The sequence below is a fragment of the Alteromonas sp. ABV4_150 genome (assembly GCF_056311745.1).
In genome coordinates, this window is record NZ_CM149971.1 from 1944314 (window position 1) to 1964992 (window position 20679).

Annotated in this window: 16 protein-coding genes and 1 pseudogene; 14 read left to right on the forward strand and 3 right to left on the reverse strand. The window is 45.8% G+C overall.

What is annotated here, in order from left to right; translation table 11 throughout:
- Positions 1–415: 415 nt before the first annotated feature.
- The 8 genes from ACYX4M_RS08495 (at position 416) to ACYX4M_RS08530 (ending at position 9761) form a co-directional block, all read left to right on the forward strand.
- Positions 416–1369 carry an aldo/keto reductase gene (locus ACYX4M_RS08495; RefSeq protein ID WP_476082659.1) on the forward strand — a complete coding sequence of 318 codons (954 nt, stop codon included), beginning with the start codon at positions 416–418 and terminating at the stop codon, positions 1367–1369.
- A gap of 9 nt (positions 1370–1378) precedes the next feature.
- A complete protein-coding gene (locus ACYX4M_RS08500) occupies positions 1379–2386 on the forward strand; it encodes a TauD/TfdA family dioxygenase (RefSeq protein ID WP_476082660.1) in 1008 nt (335 codons plus the stop codon).
- Between the two features lie 4 nt (positions 2387–2390).
- A complete protein-coding gene (locus ACYX4M_RS08505) occupies positions 2391–3395 on the forward strand; it encodes a YeiH family protein (protein WP_476082661.1) in 1005 nt (334 codons plus the stop codon).
- Positions 3396–3435: 40 nt separating this feature from the next.
- Positions 3436–4761 (forward strand): sulfite oxidase, encoded by a 1326-nt coding sequence (locus ACYX4M_RS08510; RefSeq protein ID WP_476082865.1) that lies wholly within the window; start codon positions 3436–3438, stop codon positions 4759–4761.
- Positions 4762–4812: 51 nt separating this feature from the next.
- Positions 4813–5211, forward strand: a complete 399-nt coding sequence (locus tag ACYX4M_RS08515) for a hypothetical protein (RefSeq protein WP_476082662.1) — start codon at positions 4813–4815, stop codon at positions 5209–5211.
- 150 nt (positions 5212–5361) lie between these two features.
- Positions 5362–6444 carry a methyl-accepting chemotaxis protein gene (locus ACYX4M_RS08520; protein WP_476082663.1) on the forward strand — a complete coding sequence of 361 codons (1083 nt, stop codon included), beginning with the start codon at positions 5362–5364 and terminating at the stop codon, positions 6442–6444.
- Positions 6445–6517: 73 nt separating this feature from the next.
- Positions 6518–8023 (forward strand): sensor histidine kinase, encoded by a 1506-nt coding sequence (locus ACYX4M_RS08525; RefSeq protein WP_476082664.1) that lies wholly within the window; start codon positions 6518–6520, stop codon positions 8021–8023.
- 154 nt (positions 8024–8177) lie between these two features.
- Positions 8178–9761 (forward strand): methyl-accepting chemotaxis protein, encoded by a 1584-nt coding sequence (locus ACYX4M_RS08530; RefSeq protein ID WP_476082866.1) that lies wholly within the window; start codon positions 8178–8180, stop codon positions 9759–9761.
- Positions 9762–9785: 24 nt separating this feature from the next.
- Here ACYX4M_RS08530 and ACYX4M_RS08535 read toward each other — a convergent pair whose 3' ends face one another.
- The 3 genes and pseudogenes from ACYX4M_RS08535 to ACYX4M_RS08545 all read right to left on the reverse strand — a co-directional run bounded on the left by ACYX4M_RS08535 (position 9786) and on the right by ACYX4M_RS08545 (position 12425).
- Positions 9786–11132, reverse strand: coding sequence for an ABC transporter permease (locus tag ACYX4M_RS08535; RefSeq protein ID WP_476082665.1), 1347 nt, complete (start codon positions 11130–11132; stop codon positions 9786–9788).
- Positions 11132–11915: pseudogene (locus ACYX4M_RS08540) on the reverse strand (ABC transporter ATP-binding protein). Before ACYX4M_RS08540 ends, ACYX4M_RS08535 begins: the two are co-directional and overlap by 1 nt.
- A 222-nt stretch (positions 11916–12137) precedes the next feature.
- Positions 12138–12425, reverse strand: coding sequence for a YebG family protein (locus ACYX4M_RS08545; RefSeq protein WP_014951121.1), 288 nt, complete (start codon positions 12423–12425; stop codon positions 12138–12140).
- 246 nt (positions 12426–12671) lie between these two features.
- Here ACYX4M_RS08545 and rpsF point away from each other — a divergent pair, with 246 nt between their 5' ends.
- From rpsF to ACYX4M_RS08575, 6 genes are all read left to right on the forward strand, one after another.
- The gene (gene rpsF / locus ACYX4M_RS08550; protein WP_014951120.1) at positions 12672–13073 is read left to right on the forward strand and encodes a 30S ribosomal protein S6; all 402 of its coding nucleotides are present in this window, start codon (positions 12672–12674) and stop codon (positions 13071–13073) included.
- Between the two features lie 11 nt (positions 13074–13084).
- The gene (gene rpsR / locus ACYX4M_RS08555; RefSeq protein ID WP_012519954.1) at positions 13085–13312 is read left to right on the forward strand and encodes a 30S ribosomal protein S18; all 228 of its coding nucleotides are present in this window, start codon (positions 13085–13087) and stop codon (positions 13310–13312) included.
- Positions 13313–13338: 26 nt separating this feature from the next.
- Positions 13339–13791, forward strand: a complete 453-nt coding sequence (rplI, locus tag ACYX4M_RS08560) for a 50S ribosomal protein L9 (protein ID WP_202262762.1) — start codon at positions 13339–13341, stop codon at positions 13789–13791.
- A gap of 459 nt (positions 13792–14250) precedes the next feature.
- On the forward strand, positions 14251–17451 hold the full coding sequence (locus tag ACYX4M_RS08565) for an efflux RND transporter permease subunit (protein WP_476082666.1): 3201 nt from the start codon (positions 14251–14253) through the stop codon (positions 17449–17451).
- On the forward strand, positions 17448–18536 hold the full coding sequence (locus tag ACYX4M_RS08570) for an efflux RND transporter periplasmic adaptor subunit (RefSeq protein ID WP_476082667.1): 1089 nt from the start codon (positions 17448–17450) through the stop codon (positions 18534–18536). The genes ACYX4M_RS08565 and ACYX4M_RS08570 overlap by 4 nt, the downstream gene beginning before the upstream one ends.
- A gap of 95 nt (positions 18537–18631) precedes the next feature.
- Positions 18632–20677, forward strand: a complete 2046-nt coding sequence (locus ACYX4M_RS08575) for a TonB-dependent receptor (RefSeq protein WP_476082668.1) — start codon at positions 18632–18634, stop codon at positions 20675–20677.
- The last annotated feature ends 2 nt before the right edge of the window (positions 20678–20679 follow it).

Below are 20679 nucleotides of genomic sequence, written 5' to 3' on the forward strand. Positions count from 1 at the left end.
CTGACTAGCGACTCTATTAACCGCTACTACGTAATGCTAGCCAGGCTACGTTATATGCTCGGCTCTGCCTCGACTAACTTTTTTGTGTCTATACTTTAGCCGCTTCAACTTGTGCCTGTCGCCTGCGTTGTTGGTTTTTCTGTAAAAATAGCACGTCACTAACGCCCAAACTTAAATTCTTGCCCGTTTTGCCTCCTCTTAAGCTAGGCAGGTATAGCGGCTTCTCAATCTACTGACTGAAAGCCTGAGCACTATCTTTGCACTTAGTTTGTTAACACTTTGTTGACATCGAGATATCTGTGTAATAACTTATGTCTTATACAAGACTAAAGTTTGAAGCTGAAGTTATACGAGAGCATACTGTTAAAGTAAAACTAATTAGCTTAATGCAACAAATTCTAAGGTGAGTGAAACGATGAATAAGATACCCGAGGTAGGTTTTGGCTTCTGGAAAGTAGATACTGCCATTTGCGCTGAAACAACATACCAAGCAATCAAAGCTGGCTATCGCCATTTAGATTGCGCAGCAGATTACGGTAACGAAAAAGAAGTGGGCGAAGGCATAAAGCGCGCTATTGATGAAGGCCTGTGTACCAGAGAAGAGTTGTGGGTAACATCGAAACTTTGGAATACCTTCCACGCCCCTGAGCATGTAGAGCTAGCGCTAGAAAAAACATTATCTGATTTACAGCTAGACTACCTGGATTTATACCTTATTCACTTCCCTATCGCGCAAAAGTTCGTGCCAATCGAAACGCGATATCCGCCTGAATGGTTTTATGAACCCGATGCAGCCGAGCCTAAAATGGAGCTTGCTCCTGTACCGCTTCATAAAACATGGGAAGCCATGGAAGCGCTAGCGTATAGCGGCAAGGTTAAACAAATTGGTGTGTGCAATTACAACACAGGGTTGCTTAACGACCTAATGAGCTACGCGCGCATTAAGCCAGCAATGCTGCAAATAGAATCTCATCCGTACCTTACCCAAGAGCGTTTAATTCGTTTAGCAAAAGACTATGGCTTAAATGTTACCGCGTTCTCTCCTTTAGGTGCGCTTTCATACTTAGAGCTTGAAATGGCTGACCAGACTGAATCAGTACTTCAGCAGGACGTAGTGAAAGCTGCTGCAAAAGCCCACGGTAAAACGCCAGCGCAAATTGTTTTGCGTTGGGGCATTCAGCGCGGCAACGCGATTATTCCAAAAACGTCGAAAGTAGAACGTATGAAAGAAAACTTAGCGCTTTTCGATTTCGCGCTAAGCGACAGCGAAATGCAGGCTATTTCAGCATTAAACATGAATCGTCGATTTAACGATCCGGGTCACTTCTGCGAAGCAGCCTTTAATCGTTTTCATCCCATTTACGACTAGGAGTTTACTATGAAAAACGTCAATGACAGCTCTGCGGTAGCGTATGCAAGCGTACCTACTCAGCACAACTACAACGGCGGCGTGTTCCCTGAAATAGTCGTGAACAATGAAAGCTGTTCCACTGTAGAAGAAACGGTTGCCTTTGTTAAAGCGAACCAGGCAGAACTTGAAGCAAAACTTGCGAAATCTGGTGCACTACTGTTCAGAGGATTTCCTCTAGATTCAGCAGAGACCTTTGACGTTTTTTCAGCTGGTTTCGGCTATCCTAACTTTACTTATCAAGAGTCTCTGTCTAACGCGGTGCGTATTAACTATACCGAGCGCGTATTTACCGCTAACGAAGCCCCCAAAGATGTGGAAATTTTCCTCCATCACGAAATGGCTCAGACGCCTATTTCTCCAAGTAAGCTTTTCTTCTTTTGCAAAACTGCAGCAGATGAGGGCGGTGCTACGCCGCTGTGTCGTTCAGATAAATTGTTTGAAGCATTGAAGGCAGAGAACCCTGAATTGGCAAGTGATTTCAAAGAGAAAGGTCTGAAGTACACCACCACCATGCCAGCGGCTGATGACGCTAACTCTGGTCAGGGCCGTAGCTGGAAAAGCACGTTAAGTGTTGAAACAGTAGAAGAAGGTGAAGCTAAACTTAAAGAACTAGGTTACAGCTGGGAATGGTTGGAAGATGGTAGCTTAAAAGCGATTACGCCTGTGCTTCCCGCGGTAATCGAGTTGGATGACGGTTCTGAGGTGTTCTACAACCAGCTTATTGCAGCCTACATGGGCTGGAAAGGCGTTCGCGAGAACCCATCTTCAGCCATCACGTTCGGTGACGGCAGCGCTATCCCGAAAAAGGGACTTGAGCGTATTGCTGAGCTTTCTGAAGACTTCACGTTTGACTTAGAGTGGCAAGACGGTGACGTGGCTATTGTCGATAACTATCGTGCGATGCACGGTCGTCGCCCTTACTCTGGCGATCGCAAGCGTGTAGTGCTTGTGGCATTGGTTGCTTCAGAGCGTTAATGCAATGAATGACATAGCAGTAAAATGTAAAAATGTTTGGCCGGGGCTGGGTATTGCCACCATTACAGGCATGGCGGCCTTGTTTTTAAGTGAGCACTACAATGCCCCTGCTATGTTGTTTGCTTTACTGTTAGGCATGGCGGTTTCGTTTTTATACCAAAACGATACGCCATGCGCTTGCGGAATCGATTTTACCGCAAGTACCTTGCTTCGCGCGGGTGTGGTTTTACTGGGCTTAAGAATAGCGCTAGGTGACTTGGCAGTGCTAGGTTGGCAAACAGCGCTCATGCTTGCTGGCGCCATTTTTACGACCATTGTTTTGGGCGTAGGATTGGCAAAAGCGCTGGGGCTTCAAAAGCGCTTTGGTGCACTTACCGGCGGCTCGGTTGCTATTTGCGGCGCCTCTGCTGCGCTAGCCATCTCTACCATACTGCCAAAAGGTGAAAACCATGAGCGAGATACCCTGCTTACCGTTATAGGCGTAACAGCCATGTCTACTATCGCTATGGTGCTTTACCCTATAATTGCGGGGCAATTGGGTATGACAGATACTGAAGCTGGTATCTTTCTTGGCGGCACAATTCACGATGTAGCACAGGTAGTAGGTGCAGGTTACTCAGTGTCAGAAAGCGCGGGGGATATGGCGACCCTTACCAAATTGGTCCGCGTAGCCATGCTCATGCCGGTGGTACTGATTATGATGCTTGTCATCAAAAGATTCTATAAAGCAAGTACTCAAGAAGAAGGCGGTGAAGTACCTAAAATGCCTCTGTTTCTCATCGGCTTTATTGCATTGATGCTGCTCAATAGCTTTGTAGCATTACCTGAATTTGTGGTCGAAGCAGGCACGCAAGTTTCTCGTTTCTTTCTAGTTGTTTCCATTACTGCAATCGGTATGAAATCAAACTTAGGAAAACTTGCCGAAGTCGGCATGCTCCCCATAGTCATGATAGTGGTTGAAACCCTGTGGATTGCACTGCTTATTCTCGGTTTTCTCTACACCATGTAAAGGCTGTTCATCATTTGGCAGTAGCATGTTTTAGATATAAATCGTTTGTACTGATGAGGTAGTCAAAGTGAAAAAACACGGTCTTCACGAACTTTATGCCAAAGACCCTGTAAAAGCCGATGAGCAGGTCTTTCAAAGAACCAGTGATAAGTTAACCCGCCGAGGCTTTATCAAAGGTTTGAAATCACTGTCTTTGCTACTCGGTGCGGAAGTGGTCTACGGGCAATTTATGCCAGCGGGCCTCATTCCTGCAGCATTTGCCCAAGCTGACACACCTTTTTCAATAAAAGGTAAAGATGGGTTAACCATACTTAATGACAGACCATTAAACGCAGAAACGCCAGCACACCTATTAGATGATGCAGTTACTCCCGCTTCGCGTTTTTTCGTAAGAAATAACGGTATCCCTCCGCAAGCACCAGACGCAAATAGCTGGACCCTTACTATTGAAGGGGAGTCTGCAGCACAGTCAAAAACCTTTACCCTTGAAGAACTAAAAGCTCAATTTAAGCATTACACCTATCAGCTAACGCTTGAGTGTGGTGGAAATGGGCGTGCCGAGTTCTCACCGGCCGCTACAGGTAACCAGTGGACAACGGGAGCGGTAGGCTGCCCACGCTGGACTGGAGTGAGGCTAAAAGACGTGCTTAAAGCGGTGGGCGTCAAGAAAGACGCGGTTTATATTGGTTATTATGGTAACGATCAGCACTTAAGCCGAACGCCGGGCAAAGCGGCTATTTCGCGAGGCGTGCCCATCGAAAAAGCAATGGAAGATGAATCCTTAATCGCGTGGGCAATGAATGATGAACCCCTTCCCTTAATGAATGGCTATCCGCTGCGACTGGTATTTGGTGGCTGGCCTGCTTCAACGTCAGGCAAATGGCTTAAGAAAATAGTAATTCGAGATCGCGTGCACGACGGTGCGAAAATGCTGGGTAAAGCCTATAGGATGCCGTGTAAACCTGTTGCGCCTGGCGCGAAAGTTGCCGACGAAGACATGTGTATTATTGAAGCTATGCCAGTTAAGTCGCTTATTACCTTTCCAACGTCTGGCAGCGACCACTCTCTTAGAGAAAAGCTAACCGTTCGGGGACATGCATGGAGTGGTGAAGGCAAAATTGCCAAGGTGTTTACCTCTATTGATTTTGGCCAAACCTGGCAGCTTGCTCAGCTGAACGCACCGGCAAACAGACACGCATGGCAGCAGTTCAGCACGCAGATAAACTTTCCTCAGCAAGGCTATTACGAAGTATGGGCTAAAGCACAAGATGAGCATGGAAAGTCACAGCCTATGGTGTTACCGGGCTGGAATCCAAAAGGCTATTTAAACAATGCCTGTCATCGTGTCGCAGTGCGTGTGGTGTGAGCTAAATGACGCCATATTTGATTTACTTCTTAGGAAAAAGGGGCCGTTAAGATGGATGGCTTAACAGTTCGTCTTATAATACTAATAGTGTTCCTTTATTTGCCACATTTAGCTATTGGGAGTGGTAATAAAGTCGTAGAGAAAAATGGAAGCGAATCAACAATACATGAGCAACCCGCTCTCGACGATCAATCTGGCCTTGTAAAAGCAGACGGTTTTAATTTAGTGCTCGCCCATTGCAGTGCCTGTCACTCACCCTCCCTTATTACTCAAAATGCCATGAACCGTGAACGGTGGCTTGAGACTATTCGATGGATGCAAGATACGCAGAAGTTGTGGCCATTGGGTGAAGCAGAGCCTTTAATTTTAGATTATCTATCCACCTGGTATGGCCCTAAGAAAAGCGCCCGTCGCGCGCCGCTACCACCTCATTTGCTGCCCGCCAACTAAAAATGGGCTTAATAGTTTTATTAATCCCCACAGTTTTAGAAATTTCTGCCGATAATCAATCCATAACGCTACTTCAGACTAATGGCTAAAATGATTAAAATTCTGTTAGTCTGAGCAAAACAAATCTATAAAAACCGTTGGTAATTAAACATGTTTGTATCACGCAGCAAATTCGAAGAAAAAGAAGCGCAAGTTCAGCTATTAGAAAAGCGACTTCAAGAGACGTTAGACAAGATTTCATTACTTGAAGCTGAAAATGCAGAGTTAACTGCGGCTTTAGAGACTGCCAATCATAAAGATGCTACATCTGCCAATGCCACTGTGGTCAAATGTTTAGTTGATTCACTGTCACAGGTTGAGGGCGTTCGTGAGACCGTTTTACGTGCTTACGAGCGTATTAATGAGGAAAGTAAGTCTATTGTTGATATAAACGAATTGTTTAGCGAATCGGCCTCTACATTGAGCAAAATCGTATCGGATATGAGCGGCCTAAATGTTCAGATGAGCAGCATGAGCGAACGCATCTCAGGCCTTTCCACAACGGCTGACAATATCAATAAGTTTGTGACAACCATTACTAGCATTTCTGACCAAACCAACTTACTTGCCTTGAATGCAGCGATTGAAGCTGCCCGCGCTGGTGATGCTGGACGAGGCTTTAGTGTTGTGGCTGATGAAGTACGAGCACTTGCAACAGAGACCAATAAGTCTGCAACAGAAGTATCAGAGCTTGTAAACGGGATCATTCAATCCACATCAAAAGCGGTGTCAGGCGTGAATGAACTGCGTGGTAATAACGAAGAACTAGAAACAGGCATTAACCAGCTTAATAGTAGTTACGAAACTATGGTGCAACATTGCGACAGCATGAAAGCTACAATTAGTGAAGGCGCAATGTCTACGTTTATCCAAACGGTCAAGCTGGATCACGTAGTGTGGAAATCTGGAATTTATGAAGTGTTGTGCGGATTTAGCAATAAATCGCCTGCTGACTTCAGTGATCATGTAAGTTGTCGTTTAGGGCAATGGTTTAATCAAAATGCAAACAACCCAATTGGCCAAACCACGGCTTTTAGAGAAATTGAAGCACCCCATGCAAAAGTGCATAGTAGTGGTGTTGAAGCTATCAAAGCAAAGCAAGCGGGTAACAATGCAGAAGCAGATGCTAGACTGATAGAAATGGAACAGGCGAGCGAGCGTGTAATGATGCTTCTGGATCGCTTAGCCGGTTGACTATCAAGTGGTGAAGCACACATAAAAAGCGTGCCCTTATTTTAAATGGGTACGCACATTGGAGGGCTTTTAGGTGAGTGAGAATTCGTATTCCACCGAAAACGAACGCATTCGAGCGCTTGAAGCCCGTGTTAATTCGCTAGAGCGGCAGCTTAAACGTCAAAAAATTGCACGTAAAAACGCTGAATCTTTTCTAGAAACCTACTCCCAAGACGCCTATCTTGCCAATCAAGCATTACGCAAAGCGCTCAAAGACTCTAAACAGAGGGAGAGAGAGCTGCTTTACATTAACAGAACAGCGTCCCAACTTACCCAAGCAGTATCCGGAGAAAGTTACATATTTTCGGCACTCGAATCTGCCGTAGAATTTAGCGGAGCGTTTTGTGGCAAAGCCTTTACTGTCAAAGATGGCGAACTCATTATTGGCAATGATGATAGTGTGCTGGTTCAGGGCCAAGGCTGGACAACGTCCCCCACGTTAGCGCAATTTATTCAACAGGAAACGCCACTAGATTTGCGAGAAAGCTATTCCCACTGGTGTGTTAGTGCGGTAGTACAGCCTGAAACAGATATAGAATCTCGCCTAATCCACTTTATGCATGAAATGTCAAAGGGGGAATATACGTGGTTAGTATTGTTGACCAAAGACGATGACCTAGAAGAAGAGACGCTTTACGTTTTAGATACCACAAAGCACTACCTCAATATCACCTCTCGATACCAAAATAAGAAAAGTGAACTAAATACTAGGCAACTAGAACTGAGTAACATGAAAAAGGATCGGGACTTCCTTGAAGAAAGGTTAGTCAGTGCTGACAAAATGGCCATGCTAGGTCAGTTAGCTGCTGGTATCGCCCATGAAATTAACAACCCAATCGGTTATGTGCGAAGTAACACTGTCGTAGCAAAAGATATCTTTAATGATTATCAACGCGCTCTCGAGGAAATTGGTAGCCTCTGTAAAGAAGCTGGTGGTGAAATTGAATCGCAGTTCGTGGCATTAGAAAAGCGCTTTTCGCTCAAAGACAGCGCGACCGAAATTGCGGAAATGTTTGATGAGTCTCATGAAGGTATTGAACGTATAATTGAAATCGTGAAAGCGTTAAGAAGTTTTTCTTATCCAGGCTCAGGCAAGCACTCTGAAATTAGTGCTATCGAAGCCATGAATATAGCGATTAAGCTCACCAATAATTTGCATCGTTATCGCAATGTGGTGCGCTTTGAAATGCCTGAAGAAGACGCTTTCTTCAACGGTAACTCAGGGCAAATTCAGCAAGTGCTTGTAAACTTCTTAACCAATGCGATATACGCCACTCCTGAAGGGAAAGAAATAACGCTCAAAGTAGAGAAGGAGGCGGACAATGTCCGTTTAATCGTTGAGGACGAGGGCGTAGGCATGTCTAAAGAAACACTGAGTAAAGTTTTTACGCCTTTTTTTACCACCAAACCGCCAGGCGAGGGCACGGGGCTAGGGATGTCTATTTCTATGACTATTGTTGAGGAGCACAATGGCAGGATTGATATCGTCAGTACTGAGGGAAAAGGCACGACAGTATCTGTCATATTGCCATTGGTCTAAAGTATAAAGTTCTTTTCTAACTGATTGATAAAATATAAAATTTCTCAAAGTTTTTTCTCAAACTAGACAGCGGCTGTTTATGTTCTAGTCTTATGAGAAAGCAAAGGTTTTATGCTCTATGGATGAGTACTTTGCAAAATGGAGAGAGTATTTAATGAGAAATAACCAGCCTGTTACCCAAAAAGAGTATAAGTTTCCATCTCACCATCGCCTTATTTCATCAACAGATAAGCGTGGGGTCATCCAACACTGCAATAGTGAATTTGTGGAAGCGAGTGGTTTTACCCGTGAAGAATTAATAGGAAAAAACCATAACTTGATCCGTCACCCCGATATGCCTGCACCCGTATTTAAGGAAATGTGGCGTACTTTAGAGTCTGGGCAAAGCTGGCTGGGGTTAGTTAAAAACCGAAGAAAAAATGGCGATCACTACTGGGTGTCAGCATTCGTAACGCCGGTGTATGATGGCAAAACAATCGTGGGTTATGAATCTGTCCGCGTCCCCGCCTTAAGTGATGAAATTGCCAGAGCGGCGAGCGTTTATGCAAGAATGCAAGAAGGTAAGTCGCCGGTATCGCCAGTATCTAGAATAGTGCAGACACTTTCGCATTTAGCTCCGTCATTAATGTTAAGCTTTTTAATGGTGTTGGCTCTTGGTTTAACACATGGCGTAGCTGCGGCTGGCATCGCTCTTCTAGGTGCCATTATTTTAATGGTGGCTCAACAAGCAAAAGCCAAAAAAGATTGGCAGGAGCTGATTACACTCAGCCCTGAAAGCTATGCCGATGAAACGGTGGCGCAAACTTACTTCCCAGACCCACCTCATATTAGCCAAGCCAAACTCGTGTTAGGCTGTGAACTTGCTAGAAACCGCACAGCATTAACTCGAATACAAGACGCGTCAGCGGGTCTTGAGTCTATAGCTCATGCAACGCATCATCAGGCTGAAAGCACAAGTGCTGCCGTCGTTCAACAAAACCAGGCTACTCAGCAAATCGCCTCCGCGGTTACACAAATGAGCCAAGCTATCCAAGAAGTTGCTGAGCGGGTTGAAGGTAATGCCAAAAGTGCAAAAACAGCAGCGTCCAACGTAGAAACAGGTAACCAAAAAGCAGAAGAAGCCATGCAGGCCATTGTTGCTTTACGCGAAGCTGTTGAGTCAATTTCGACAACAGTAACTGAATTAGCTCAGTCAACTAGTGATATTGGTGAAGCGGCCAACATTATTTCTACTATTGCCGAGCAAACAAACCTGCTGGCACTTAACGCCGCGATTGAGGCTGCAAGGGCGGGTGAGCAAGGAAGAGGTTTTGCGGTTGTTGCTGATGAGGTGCGTACCTTAGCTTCGAAAACTCGCGAATCGACCGACAAAATCCACAACATTATTACAGAACTGGCTGAGCGCTCTGACCGCGCGGTGCGAGTTTCAACAGAAGGGTTAGCCTCAGCAGAGCACGGCAGCGCGATAGTAGAAGAAACCCGAGGAGCCTTGTTTGAAATTAATAATGCGGTGAAAGGTATCGCGGATGCTACTGTGGAAATGTCTTCAGCTGTAGAAGAACAAAGCACGGTTGCGGAACATATTAATCAACAGTTAGTAGAAGTGGCTGATGGCGCATCTGAAACCCAGCGTTCCTCTGAGGCATCGCTCGCGGCCAGCAACGATTTGCGCGCCACGGTGAATCAGGTACATGAACTTATTTTGCGTTTTAGCACAAACAAGCGTGTAGGAGAGTAACACTCTCCTACGCGTTGGTTTTGTCTAGTTTGTATTCAGTCCAGCATGCAGACCGCGTTTATAGGCTGCAACAGCCGGGAACAGCGACACTAAATAGGTGCACCCTAATATAAGTAAAATGATAATAACGCTGCTTTGCCCAAACAGAGCGCTACTTAAAAACAGTCCATAAGTGCTGCTTAACCAAGGCTTTAGTACACTCATTAATCCGGCAACTAAGCCTAAACTTAGCGCGGCACTCAAAATGGAAAGCAGCATAGCTTCAATTTGAATTAGCAGTAGTAGAGTAAATGGCCCGGCACCAATAGTGCGTAAAACAGCTATTTCTTGGTAACGCTCACGCATAGTTGCAAGCAGCATGGTGGCCAGTCCAATTAGAGCGCATATAACAATAAGGCCAGATAGACCAAGTAATAGAGACTCAACATTTCCCATAATTTGCCAAAGCTCAGCGAGCGCCATGCCCGGTAGTATCGCCATAAGCGGCTCTTTTTTACTTTGGTTGATTTGATACTGCAGCTGTAGCGCTGTAACGCGATGTTTTAGCCCAAGCATCACAACAGATACTGACTCAGGCGTAAAGGCTTCGCTGTTGTAAGTCTCATGCTTACCGGTATGCTCACCGTGCTCGTGCTCGTGCTCGTGCTCGTGCTCGTGCTCGTGCTCGTGCTCATGCTCGTCTTCGATGGTTTTATTACTCGATTTACGGCCTAACATCGAGGTGGGTGAATGCTTGGGCCCTGTGTGGGCCTCTTCAAGGCCCTGCAGAGTGACATAAACAGCCTTATCCACGGGGGTGCCTGTTTTATCTAAGATTCCGGAAATAGTAAAAGGGTGATCGTCATGATTATTGAATGAAACACTGCCTAAGCCGTGAGAAATAATAATCTTATCGCCTACTTTATATCCCAATGATTCGGCTATATCAGCACCAATTACCGTAGATAGCGGCTGTGTAAATGTCGCTCCATCAGATAGCTGTAGTGACTGCATGTCCCCGTATTTAAAGTGGTCGAAAAAGCTGTTGGTCGTACCTACTACTCTAAAACCCCTGTGGGTATCACCCAAAGATAGTGGGATAAGCCACGATACCTGCTTGTTAGATTGAAGCGCCGCAATACTTTTATATTCAATACCTTTAGTGGGAGTGCCTATATTAAACACTGACGACAGGAGTAAATTAAGCTGTCCACTTGGTGCGCCAACAATAAGATCAACACCGGAAACGGTGCGCGTAAAACTGGTTTTGACTTGGGTGCGAATAATGTCCACGCACAAAAGTAAACTAATGCTGATGGTAATGCTTAAAAGTGTGAGGATTGCCGTTGTTTTCCTGCGCTTTAAGCTTTCAATAGCAATGGTACTTAGCATTACGCACGCTCCTGTGCTTGTTCGATGCCACCGAGTGAAGACACTGCATGGTTTGTACTTGGGCTCAATTCACTCATACTACAATGACGGTCAAAGTAGCTCTCCATTGCTTTATCATGACTAACGAAAATCATGGTGCTCTCACCTGCTACATCTTTTAACAGCGACATAAAGCTATCTCGCGCGTCGCTATCTAACGCCGAAGTTGGCTCATCGACAATCAATAACTCTGGGTCATTAATGAGTGCTCGGGCTATTGCTACACGCTGCTGTTGACCAATACTCAAGGCATCAGCTTTAGCATGCAGTACGTGAGAAGAAAGCTGTAGCTTGTCGAGTAAATGAAGAAGCTTTCGCATCTTCAGCCGTTTTGCTTATTTTTTTATTCGCAAAATATACTGCGGCGTTAATGTTCTGTGCCACAGAAAGGTAGGGAATTAGATTAAACTGTTGAAAAACAACGCCGATATTGCGTGCTCTAAACTTATCTCGCTGGCGGTTTGATAAGGAAGAGAATGGCTGCGATAACAAAGTTATGTCACCTTGGGTGGGTACCAACGTTCCGCAGAGCAAATTGAGTAATGTGCTCTTTCCGCTACCCGAAGGCCCTGAAAGAAAAACGTGTTCACCCTGCGAAACTTGCCACGCTTTAATGTCAATGATGGGGGCACTTTCTTTGGTGTACGAAAACTGTAAATTGCTAACTTCAATCGCTGTGTTGCACTCTTCAATCACTGCGTTGCGCTGGGGGGAAGTGCTATTGTTTTTATTGATGGTATTCACGCTAAGCCCGACCTGTATTTACGTCTTATGTTCACATTAGCAAAAGCGACACGTCTGTTCACCCAGTTAAAAACCAGAGAAAACACATTGCCGCGTTGAGGTAATGTTATCAAATAACATTTTTGCGTATAGCTATGCTATCAGATCTCATCAGCCTAAAGCGGCAATTGCTCTTATTAATTGTTCATCATAACGACGCAAAGAAGAAGCGCGCCTAAATTATCAGCCGTTAGCTTGTAGCTTTACCACTTCTGCGCTTTCATCTTCTAATACGCTTTCTGCGGTAGCGCCTTTGAAAATCTTACTGATTTTATCTTTGTTTTTAGACAACATAATGGTGAGCTCTTCCACTACGCTATCGTCTAGCTTAATGCCCTTCGCATGAATGTAGTCAGCAAGGTTATCTGCCGCATCAAGCATTTTGTCATACTGATCAGCTTCTTTTTTGTCGGTAGTTACCAATTTTTCTACCCCTTTGTGCGTAACAACATACTGTGTGGTAATGGCCATGGTAGGTCCCCTGTTTATTAAAGACACAAAAACTGTACAATAATTTACTGTATAAATAAACAGTCTTTTGATTAAATGTTTGAATTTGGTCGGCGAGAGAAGAGTAGTAAGCCGTTTTAAAGATGATTAATGCTTGTGCAATTAGCAACTGCTGCGTATAATGCGCGCCCTTACAGCCACCCCAATTCGTTCCTTGTCTCCATACAGTCGGCTGTACTGTCGAGGCTACAACCGTAAGGAGCTATAATGCGTCATTACGAAATCGTATTTATGGTTCACCCTGATCAGAGTGAACAAGTACCTGGTATGATCGAGCGTTATACCACAATCCTAAAGCAAGACGGTGGTCAGATTCATCGTTTAGAAGATTGGGGCCGTCGTCAACTGGCTTACCCAATTGAAAAGCTGCACAAAGCCCACTACGTACTAATCAATGCTGAAGCGTCTGCAGAAGCTGTTGATGAATTGGAAAATGCTTTCCGTTTCAACGACGTGATCCTACGTAACATGGTTATGCGCACTAAGACTGCTGTGACTGAGCCTTCTCCAATGATGAAAGAAGAGCCTCGTCGTGAGCGTCGTGACGATTCTGCTCCTCGCCAAGATCGCGCGGAAAAGAAAACTGAAACCACTGAAGACAACGCTTAAGGAGATCACCCATGGCTCGTTTTTTCAGACGTCGTAAGTTCTGCCGTTTCACTGCAGAAGGTGTGACTGAGATTGATTACAAAGATATCGCTACTCTTAAGAACTACATCACTGAGAGCGGTAAAATTGTCCCTAGCCGTATTACTGGTACAAGCGCAAAATATCAGCGTCAGCTGTCTTCTGCGATCAAGCGCGCACGTTTCCTTGCGTTGCTTCCGTACACTGATTCACACAAGTAATTTGGCGAATATAAGGGTTAGCTAAGATGAATATCATCCTACTAGATAAAATCGCCAACCTTGGCGGCCTGGGCGACCAAGTGACTGTTAAGTCTGGTTACGCTCGTAACTTCCTTTTCCCACAGGGTAAAGCGGTTCCTGCAACTAAAGACAACGTTGAAAAGTTCGAAGCACGTCGTGCTGAACTTGAAGCGAAAATTGCTGAGCAACTAGCTGCTGCTAACGCACGCGGTGAGAAAATTGCTGAGCTTGCTGAAGTTACAATCGCAGCTCCTGCTGGTGACGAAGGTAAACTGTTTGGTTCTGTTGGTACTCGTGACATCGCTGATGCAATCACTGCAGCTGGCGTTGAAGTACAAAAAGCAGAAGTTAAACTACCTACTGGTACTCTTCGTGAGACTGGTGAGTATGACATCGACTTACAACTTCACTCTGACGTTATCACTTCAATCAAAGTGATCATCATTGCTGAAGCGTAATCGCTGACGTATTTGAAGAAAGCCGCTCCTAGAGCGGCTTTTTTTTGCTCTAAATTTTTGTTCGATACTTAAAGATCAATACCAATCCGCATAGATGATTTCCCACCCAGAAGGCGCTGGTAAGTTTCCTAGCAAAGCATGGGAATGCAGGAATGACCGTTGCTTTTTAAATTCCCAGAGTGAAGCTTGCCAGACCTTCCCGAAGGGCGAGTTTAAAATATCCGTACCCTCACTTGACGTCGCGACGCCTAATTAACGATGGGTGTAAGTAAATATGTCCAGGGCCGACAAATGGCGTATTTTTGAGGTCCACTCATCTGCGATAAATAACGTTTTTTAAACGGTATTTAAACAAAATGTTAATAATCGCTGAAATTCTTAGTGTCATGGCTTTAAACTTTTTCTGTCATTCCCGCGACCTATAGTAAACCAAACAATAAAAAGCATAAGTGCCATATTATGGACACCACTAAGCAAGCAATAAAAAACGCGACTGGGGTAGGTATAGGAATAACACTGCTGGTATTTTTAGGTCTATATAGCCTGTTTAATTTACCGGTACAGCTGTTTCCTGACATTGAAAGACCGAATATTAACATCCAGACCTCGTGGCGCGCTGCGTCGCCCCAAGAAATTGAGTCGGAGATCATTGAACCTCAAGAGGAAGTGCTGCAAGGCATCCCTGGCCTTGAGTCGATGAATGCATGGGCAAACCAAGGTAATGCGTGGATTAATCTAGAGTTTGGTTTAGATACGGACATGCAGAAAACGCTCATTGAAGTGATTAGCCGCATGAATCGCGTACCGCCACTACCTCGCGATGCCTTGTCCCCTAATATTATGCTTGCTGGAAGTGGGGGAGACGCCCCCGCTTTGACCTACTTTTTTCTTCAGCGCCTACCGGGCAATCCAAACGAAATTAATACCTATGTAACCTTTTTTACTGATGTCATTAAACCTCAGCTTGAGTCTATCCCGGGCGTTGCAAGGGCGCGTATGGAAAGTGGGGTTGGCGGCGTTGAGGAGTTTCAAATTGTTTTCAACCCGTTTAAAGCGGCGCAGTTAGGCATTGACCTAACGGCAGTTGCCAACGAGTTGGGGCGTGCGAATGATATTTCAGGCGGCTTTGTCGATGTGGGCAGAAGACGGTATACCCTGCGTTTTGAAGGTCGCTACGAGCCTACGCAAATGGGTGAAATGATCCTTGAATGGCGAGACGGCAGCCCTATCACTCTAAATGACATTGCCGAAATTAAAATCACCCGCGCTGACGGTGCAAACTACAGTGTGCAAAACGGCAATCCGGCTATCTCTATTCGCGTAGACAGACAAAACAACGCCAATGTTTTAGCTACCTTAGAAGCCGTAAAAGCAAAAGTTGCACAAATAAACGAACAGGACTTGGCCCCTGAACAGTTAGTAATGGCGCAAAGCTTCGATGCCTCAGTATTTATCTATAGAGCGGTGCAGCTAGTTACCAGCAATTTATTTATAGGCGTGCTGCTTGCCATTGCCGTGCTTTGGCTCTTTATGCGCCAGCTGCGAGCTACGCTCATTGTGGCATTGGCCATTCCTATCTCACTACTTAGCACTTTTGTGGTGCTTCAACTTACCGGTCGCTCGCTCAATATCATTTCACTGGCAGGACTCGCCTTCGCGGTAGGTATGGTGCTAGATGCCGCTATTGTCGTGCTGGAAAACATTGTAAGAACACGCAAGAGCGCCGAAGCCGAAATCGAAAATAAAGACCCAAGTTCACAAACGCACATGGAGGGTTGTGCCCATCGGGGAACGAAAGAAGTGTTTGGTGCCCTCATGGCGTCAACAGCCACCACCGTTGCTATTTTTATTCCCGTCATGTTTTTGGAAGATGTTGAAGGGCAATTGTTTGCTGACCTCGCTCTTACCATTGCCATTGCAGTGTGTATGTCGCTAGTGGTTGCGGTAACGGTATTGCCTGTCGTTGCCGCTAGATACCTTAATGGCAACATGCCAGCTGATAGCTTACAGCGGGTATGGGTTAAGATAACCCGCGCTATTATGTCGCTATCAAGTACGCCGCTTCGCCGCCTTGTATTAGTCATAACACTCATGGGCGTGCCTATTACAGGTAGTGTTTTGCTTATGCCTTCCATGGATTATTTGCCGCCCGTAAAACGCGATGCCGTTGACGCTTTCTTAAGTTTGCCTGCAGGTGCCAGTGAAAACTTTATTAGTGAAGAAGTGATGCCGATTATCGTTGAGCGACTGCAGCCCTATATGGACGGAGAAAAGCAGCCAGCGCTTAAAAACTACTACATTATCACATGGCCAAATGGCGGAAATTTGGGTGTGCGCGCTAAAGATCAGTCTAAGGTCAAAGAGTTAGAAGCCATTGTTCGCGATGAAATTTTAAAGGATTTGCCGGATACACAGACCTTTTCACAACAAGGCAATTTGTTCGGTGGTTTTGGAAACGGTCGGTCAATCGACATTCATCTTCAAGGCACCGATCAGGCCATGCTCGGCATTGCTGCGCAAGCAGGTTTAGACAAATTGAGAGAAGTTTTCCCTAACGCTAATGCGCGTTCTAATCCTCCCCTAGAGCAAGCCGAACCAGAGCTTCGCTTTTACCCTAATGACAGCCGAATGATGGAAGTCGGGTTAAATCGGGGCAGTATGGGGAACCTGGTACGTGCCATGGGTGATGGTATGTATGTGGGGGAGTACTTCGATGGCACCAAACGCATGAATATTATCTTCCGCTCAGCTCCCTGGTTTACACCCGAAGACTTGAACAGTACGCCAGTCATGACGCCATCAGGCGAGGTGGTGCAATTAGGCGAACTGGTAGGTATTGAAAGAGCCGTAGGTCCCAGTCGTATTCAGCGCATTGATGGTCGAAGAACCCTTACGCTAAACGTAAATCCGCCAGAGGGTATGAGTTTAGAAGAAGCCATGAAAGTGATTACCTCTGAGGTTGAGCCCGCCATTATGGCCATGATGCCTACCGATGGCGCTATTAATTATGGTGGTAGCGCGGATAGCTTAAAAGGCGCTATTGCCTCGATGGCTGATAACTTTCTTTTTGCCATGGTGTTGCTACTGCTGTTAATGGCGGGGTTGTTTAAATCGTTAAAAGACAGCGTGCTGGTAGTACTTTCTATTCCGCTAGCCACGGTGGGCGGGGTGATTGCTATTCGTATCATGAACATCTTTACCTTCCAGCCAATGGACCTGTTAACCATGATTGGCTTCATTATTTTGCTAGGGCTTGTGGTGAACAATGCCATTTTACTCGTGCATCAGACTCGCCTAGGACAGCAAGAAGGGCTGACCCGTGATGACGCGGTAGAACAAGCCATCAAACTACGTTTACGGCCTATCTTTATGAGCACGCTGACTTCAATCTTTGGCATGCTGCCCCTGCTGTTACTACCTGGTGCAGGCAGCGTTATTTATCGAGGTCTTGCGGCTGTTATTGTGGGAGGAATGACGGTGAGTACCATATTTACCTTGCTATTACTGCCTACCTTGCTGCGTATGACGGCTTCGACGTCATCTGTAAATATACTCAAACCCCTGGCCGAGCGCATAGAACACTGGCGCTTCGCCGACTACCTCATCCACCGTAAAACAAAACAAATACAACGATCATGTTTAAGGAAAAGACAACCATGAAAGCTATGACTTCTACTCTCGCCCTTAGTTTGTTTACCTTATTTGCAAGCAGTGTATCGTTGAGCGCACAAGCACAGGATAGCAATCAACCACCGCCGGTGCTGGTACAAATAGATGAAGCCAGAGAGCAAGTGATTTCACAACTAACCTGGGTTCCTGGAACGGTACTAAGCGTTATCGATGCAAACCTTGCTTCTGAGGTAGACGGTCGCATCACTTGGATGGCAGATGTAGGTGATGTGGTAAATGCGGGGGAGCCTTTAGTTAAAGTCGACGATACTCGCTTAAGCATTACCCGCAATCAAAATGCCTCAAATATTGCCAGATGGCAGTCGCAGGTTGAACTGTTTACCAAACGTCTGGCGAGGTACAAAAACCTTCAGGCCAGTCAAAACACGTCCAGAGGCGAGTTAGAGGAAGTGGAAGCAGACTTAGAGAATGCTAAGCAGGAGTTAGCGCAAGCCAAATTAGATTTAGAATTCACCGAATATCAGATAGCACAAAGCAGTATTCGTGCTCCCTTTACGGCTTTGGTGGTTGAAAGGCTGCAGTCGCCGGGTGAATACACAGGAGTAGGGCAAACCCTACTTCGCGTGGTAAACCCTGATAGCGTTGAAGTTCAGGTGCGCGCACCGCTCAACGTATTACCCTATATTGCTAACGGCATGAGCGTTAGCGTTCACAATAACGTGAACTATGTAGAAGAATCTATTCGTGCCATTGTACCGGTAGGCAACAGTGCATCGCGCATGATGGAGCTACGAATTGCCATCAACCCCGGTGACTTTCCTATAGGCAGTGCAGTGCGCGTGGCGCTGCCTAGCAGCGATACTCATGATGGTGTCACCATACCCCGCGATGCACTGGTACTAAGAAAGTCGGGCACTTTTATTTATCAGCTCAATGAAAATAATGAAGCGGAGCAGGTTAAGGTGACAACCGGAGTGGGCATGGGCGATAGAATTGAAGTGTTTGGCGATGTGAACCCGAAGCGCTCGGTTGTGGTAAGAGGTGCAGAACGTTTACGTGCGGGCCAGAAAGTGCGCTACGACGATGAGCGGAAGTCTTTGACTGCGAAAAATTGAGGAAGTGTAACAAATGTAAAAGTGCTATCCATTTAGACTAAAGTTAATGAGAATGTTTCTTATTTGTAATTGTTGATTATCAAATGGAGACATCCTTGAAAAAGTTAGTTTTAGCCAGTGCAGTGTGCACGCTATCCAGTCCAGTAGTATTCGCGCAATCTTTAGAAAACCAGAATGAAAAAACAGAGTCTATAGAGCGAGTTGCTGTGGTAGGCGCAGCAACTAATTTAAGCATTACTGCTGAAGATATTGAGCAGTTTCAGGCAAACGACCTAGCTGACGTTTTTAGAGAGTCGCCGTCGGTCAGCGTTGGCGGTTCGGTAGGTGTAGCACAGAAAATCTTTATCCGTGGACTAGAAGATGCATACCTGAATGTAACCGTAGATGGCGCGCAACAAACCTCAACCCTATTTCACCACATAGGCCGCGTGACGCTAGATCCCGATCTTTTGAAGCAAATCGATGTGCAGGCTGGTGCAGGTGAAGCAACCAGTGGCCCAGGTGCTATAGGCGGTTCAATTCGCTTTAAGACCAAAGACGCGCAAGATTTATTGAGAGGCGACGAACAATTTGGCGGTCGAGTAAAAGCGAGTTATTTCTCAAACGAAGGCACCCGATATAGCGGCAGCCTTTATGGAAAGCTAAGTGATTCATGGGGCTTGCTAGGTTATTACAGCACGGTTGACAGAGATAACTTTGAAGACGGCGACGGCAACGAAGTGCTGGGTACTGCCGCAGATCAAGATCTCCTGTTCCTTAAAGCCAGTGGTTACATTGCGGATAATCAATACCTTTCAATAAGTGCAGAGCAGCGCGATGAAGAGGGGGAGTTTTCGGCAAGACCTAACTGGGTAGTACTAGAAGGTGCTCCACTTTATCCTAGTGAAGCAGAGCGTGATACCTACGTAGCGAACTACCGCTTTGACCACAGCGCATTGGTTTTCTTAGAAGCCACTGCATACCAAACTTCATCATCGTTCCGCGGGGGCCGTTTCGATTTCTTGTCTGATATCGATACCTATGGTTTTGATATTAGAAACATCACCGACATTTCAAACCACGTATTCACCTACGGTATCGATTATCGTAAAGATGAGGTAGAAAGTGGTCCTGGCGTAGGTCCTGTGCAGAACGCAGAAGAAGGCAGCGTAATGGGTATTTACGCGCAAGCTCATAGCAATATCACACCAGAGTTGTTGTTAAGCTACGGTGTTCGTTACGACGACTTTGATTTTCAGCAACAAATCTTGATCGATGATTATTACGGCACCCCCGTTACCGATGAGCCATCTGGACTAGACGACAATGAACTTAGCTTTAACGTCGGTCTTGAATATCAGCTTACCGAAGCTTGGACCCTTGGCCTTGGTTACGCAGAAGCGGCGCGCGGTAAGCAAATTGGTGATGGTTTCACGCTTGACGAATACTTATATGATGGTGAGGACGTTCCCGTTGTAGCCAGTGACGTGGTGCCTGAAACTGTCACCAATATTGAAGCGTCAATCGAATACAGCGCGAATAACCTTAATGCGCGCCTTAGCGCCTATGAATCTACTATTGATGATGTGCTATTTAGCGGTTATCAAGGTAACTCGGTATTTAATAATATCGGCGACTTAGAATCATCTGGCGTAGAGTTTAACCTTGCGTATCGCTGGGATTCTGTTGACCTGTACTTCGGTTTCTCTAGCGTAGACGTTGAGTTGATGCCTCGCGAAGATCTGTACAGCGTACCGTATAACAGCATCGATATTAACGGGTACGAGTTTGTTGGCCTAGGTAATAGCCGCGGCGATACCTGGGTACTTGGTGCAGATTACACCGTTACTGCAGACATTAGCGTTGGCTTTAACATCACTATGGTTGACGACATCAACATAGATACACTACATCAGGCCTTGGAAAACGGTTGGACCGACTCGCTTTATTCACTTAACAAAGCAGACTATACCCTAGTGGATATTTACGGCGAGTGGGAAGTTACCAATGACCTGCGCGTAAATGTAGCGGTAACAAACCTGTTTGACGAGGCTTATATCGACCATTCAAGTGTGGGTGACTACAGCGAAGTGTTCCCTAGCGTTGTTGGCCCTCAAGAAGCAGGGCGCGATATTCGCTTGTCAGTGACCTACGATTTCTAAGT

Excerpts from the sequence above, each read along its gene's own strand:
- ACYX4M_RS08495 (WP_476082659.1), top strand. The coding sequence starts at position 416 with ATGAATAAGATACCCGAGGTAGGTTTTGGCTTCTGGAAAGTAGATACT.
- ACYX4M_RS08500 (WP_476082660.1), top strand. The coding sequence starts at position 1,379 with ATGAAAAACGTCAATGACAGCTCTGCGGTAGCGTATGCAAGCGTACCT.
- ACYX4M_RS08505 (WP_476082661.1), top strand. The coding sequence starts at position 2,391 with ATGAATGACATAGCAGTAAAATGTAAAAATGTTTGGCCGGGGCTGGGT.
- ACYX4M_RS08515 (WP_476082662.1), top strand. The coding sequence starts at position 4,813 with ATGGATGGCTTAACAGTTCGTCTTATAATACTAATAGTGTTCCTTTAT.
- ACYX4M_RS08520 (WP_476082663.1), top strand. The coding sequence starts at position 5,362 with ATGTTTGTATCACGCAGCAAATTCGAAGAAAAAGAAGCGCAAGTTCAG.
- ACYX4M_RS08530 (WP_476082866.1), top strand. The coding sequence starts at position 8,178 with ATGAGAAATAACCAGCCTGTTACCCAAAAAGAGTATAAGTTTCCATCT.
- ACYX4M_RS08535 (WP_476082665.1), bottom strand. The coding sequence starts at position 11,132 with ATGCTAAGTACCATTGCTATTGAAAGCTTAAAGCGCAGGAAAACAACG.
- ACYX4M_RS08545 (WP_014951121.1), bottom strand. The coding sequence starts at position 12,425 with ATGGCCATTACCACACAGTATGTTGTTACGCACAAAGGGGTAGAAAAA.
- rpsF (WP_014951120.1), top strand. The coding sequence starts at position 12,672 with ATGCGTCATTACGAAATCGTATTTATGGTTCACCCTGATCAGAGTGAA.
- rpsR (WP_012519954.1), top strand. The coding sequence starts at position 13,085 with ATGGCTCGTTTTTTCAGACGTCGTAAGTTCTGCCGTTTCACTGCAGAA.
- rplI (WP_202262762.1), top strand. The coding sequence starts at position 13,339 with ATGAATATCATCCTACTAGATAAAATCGCCAACCTTGGCGGCCTGGGC.
- ACYX4M_RS08565 (WP_476082666.1), top strand. The coding sequence starts at position 14,251 with ATGGACACCACTAAGCAAGCAATAAAAAACGCGACTGGGGTAGGTATA.
- ACYX4M_RS08570 (WP_476082667.1), top strand. The coding sequence starts at position 17,448 with ATGAAAGCTATGACTTCTACTCTCGCCCTTAGTTTGTTTACCTTATTT.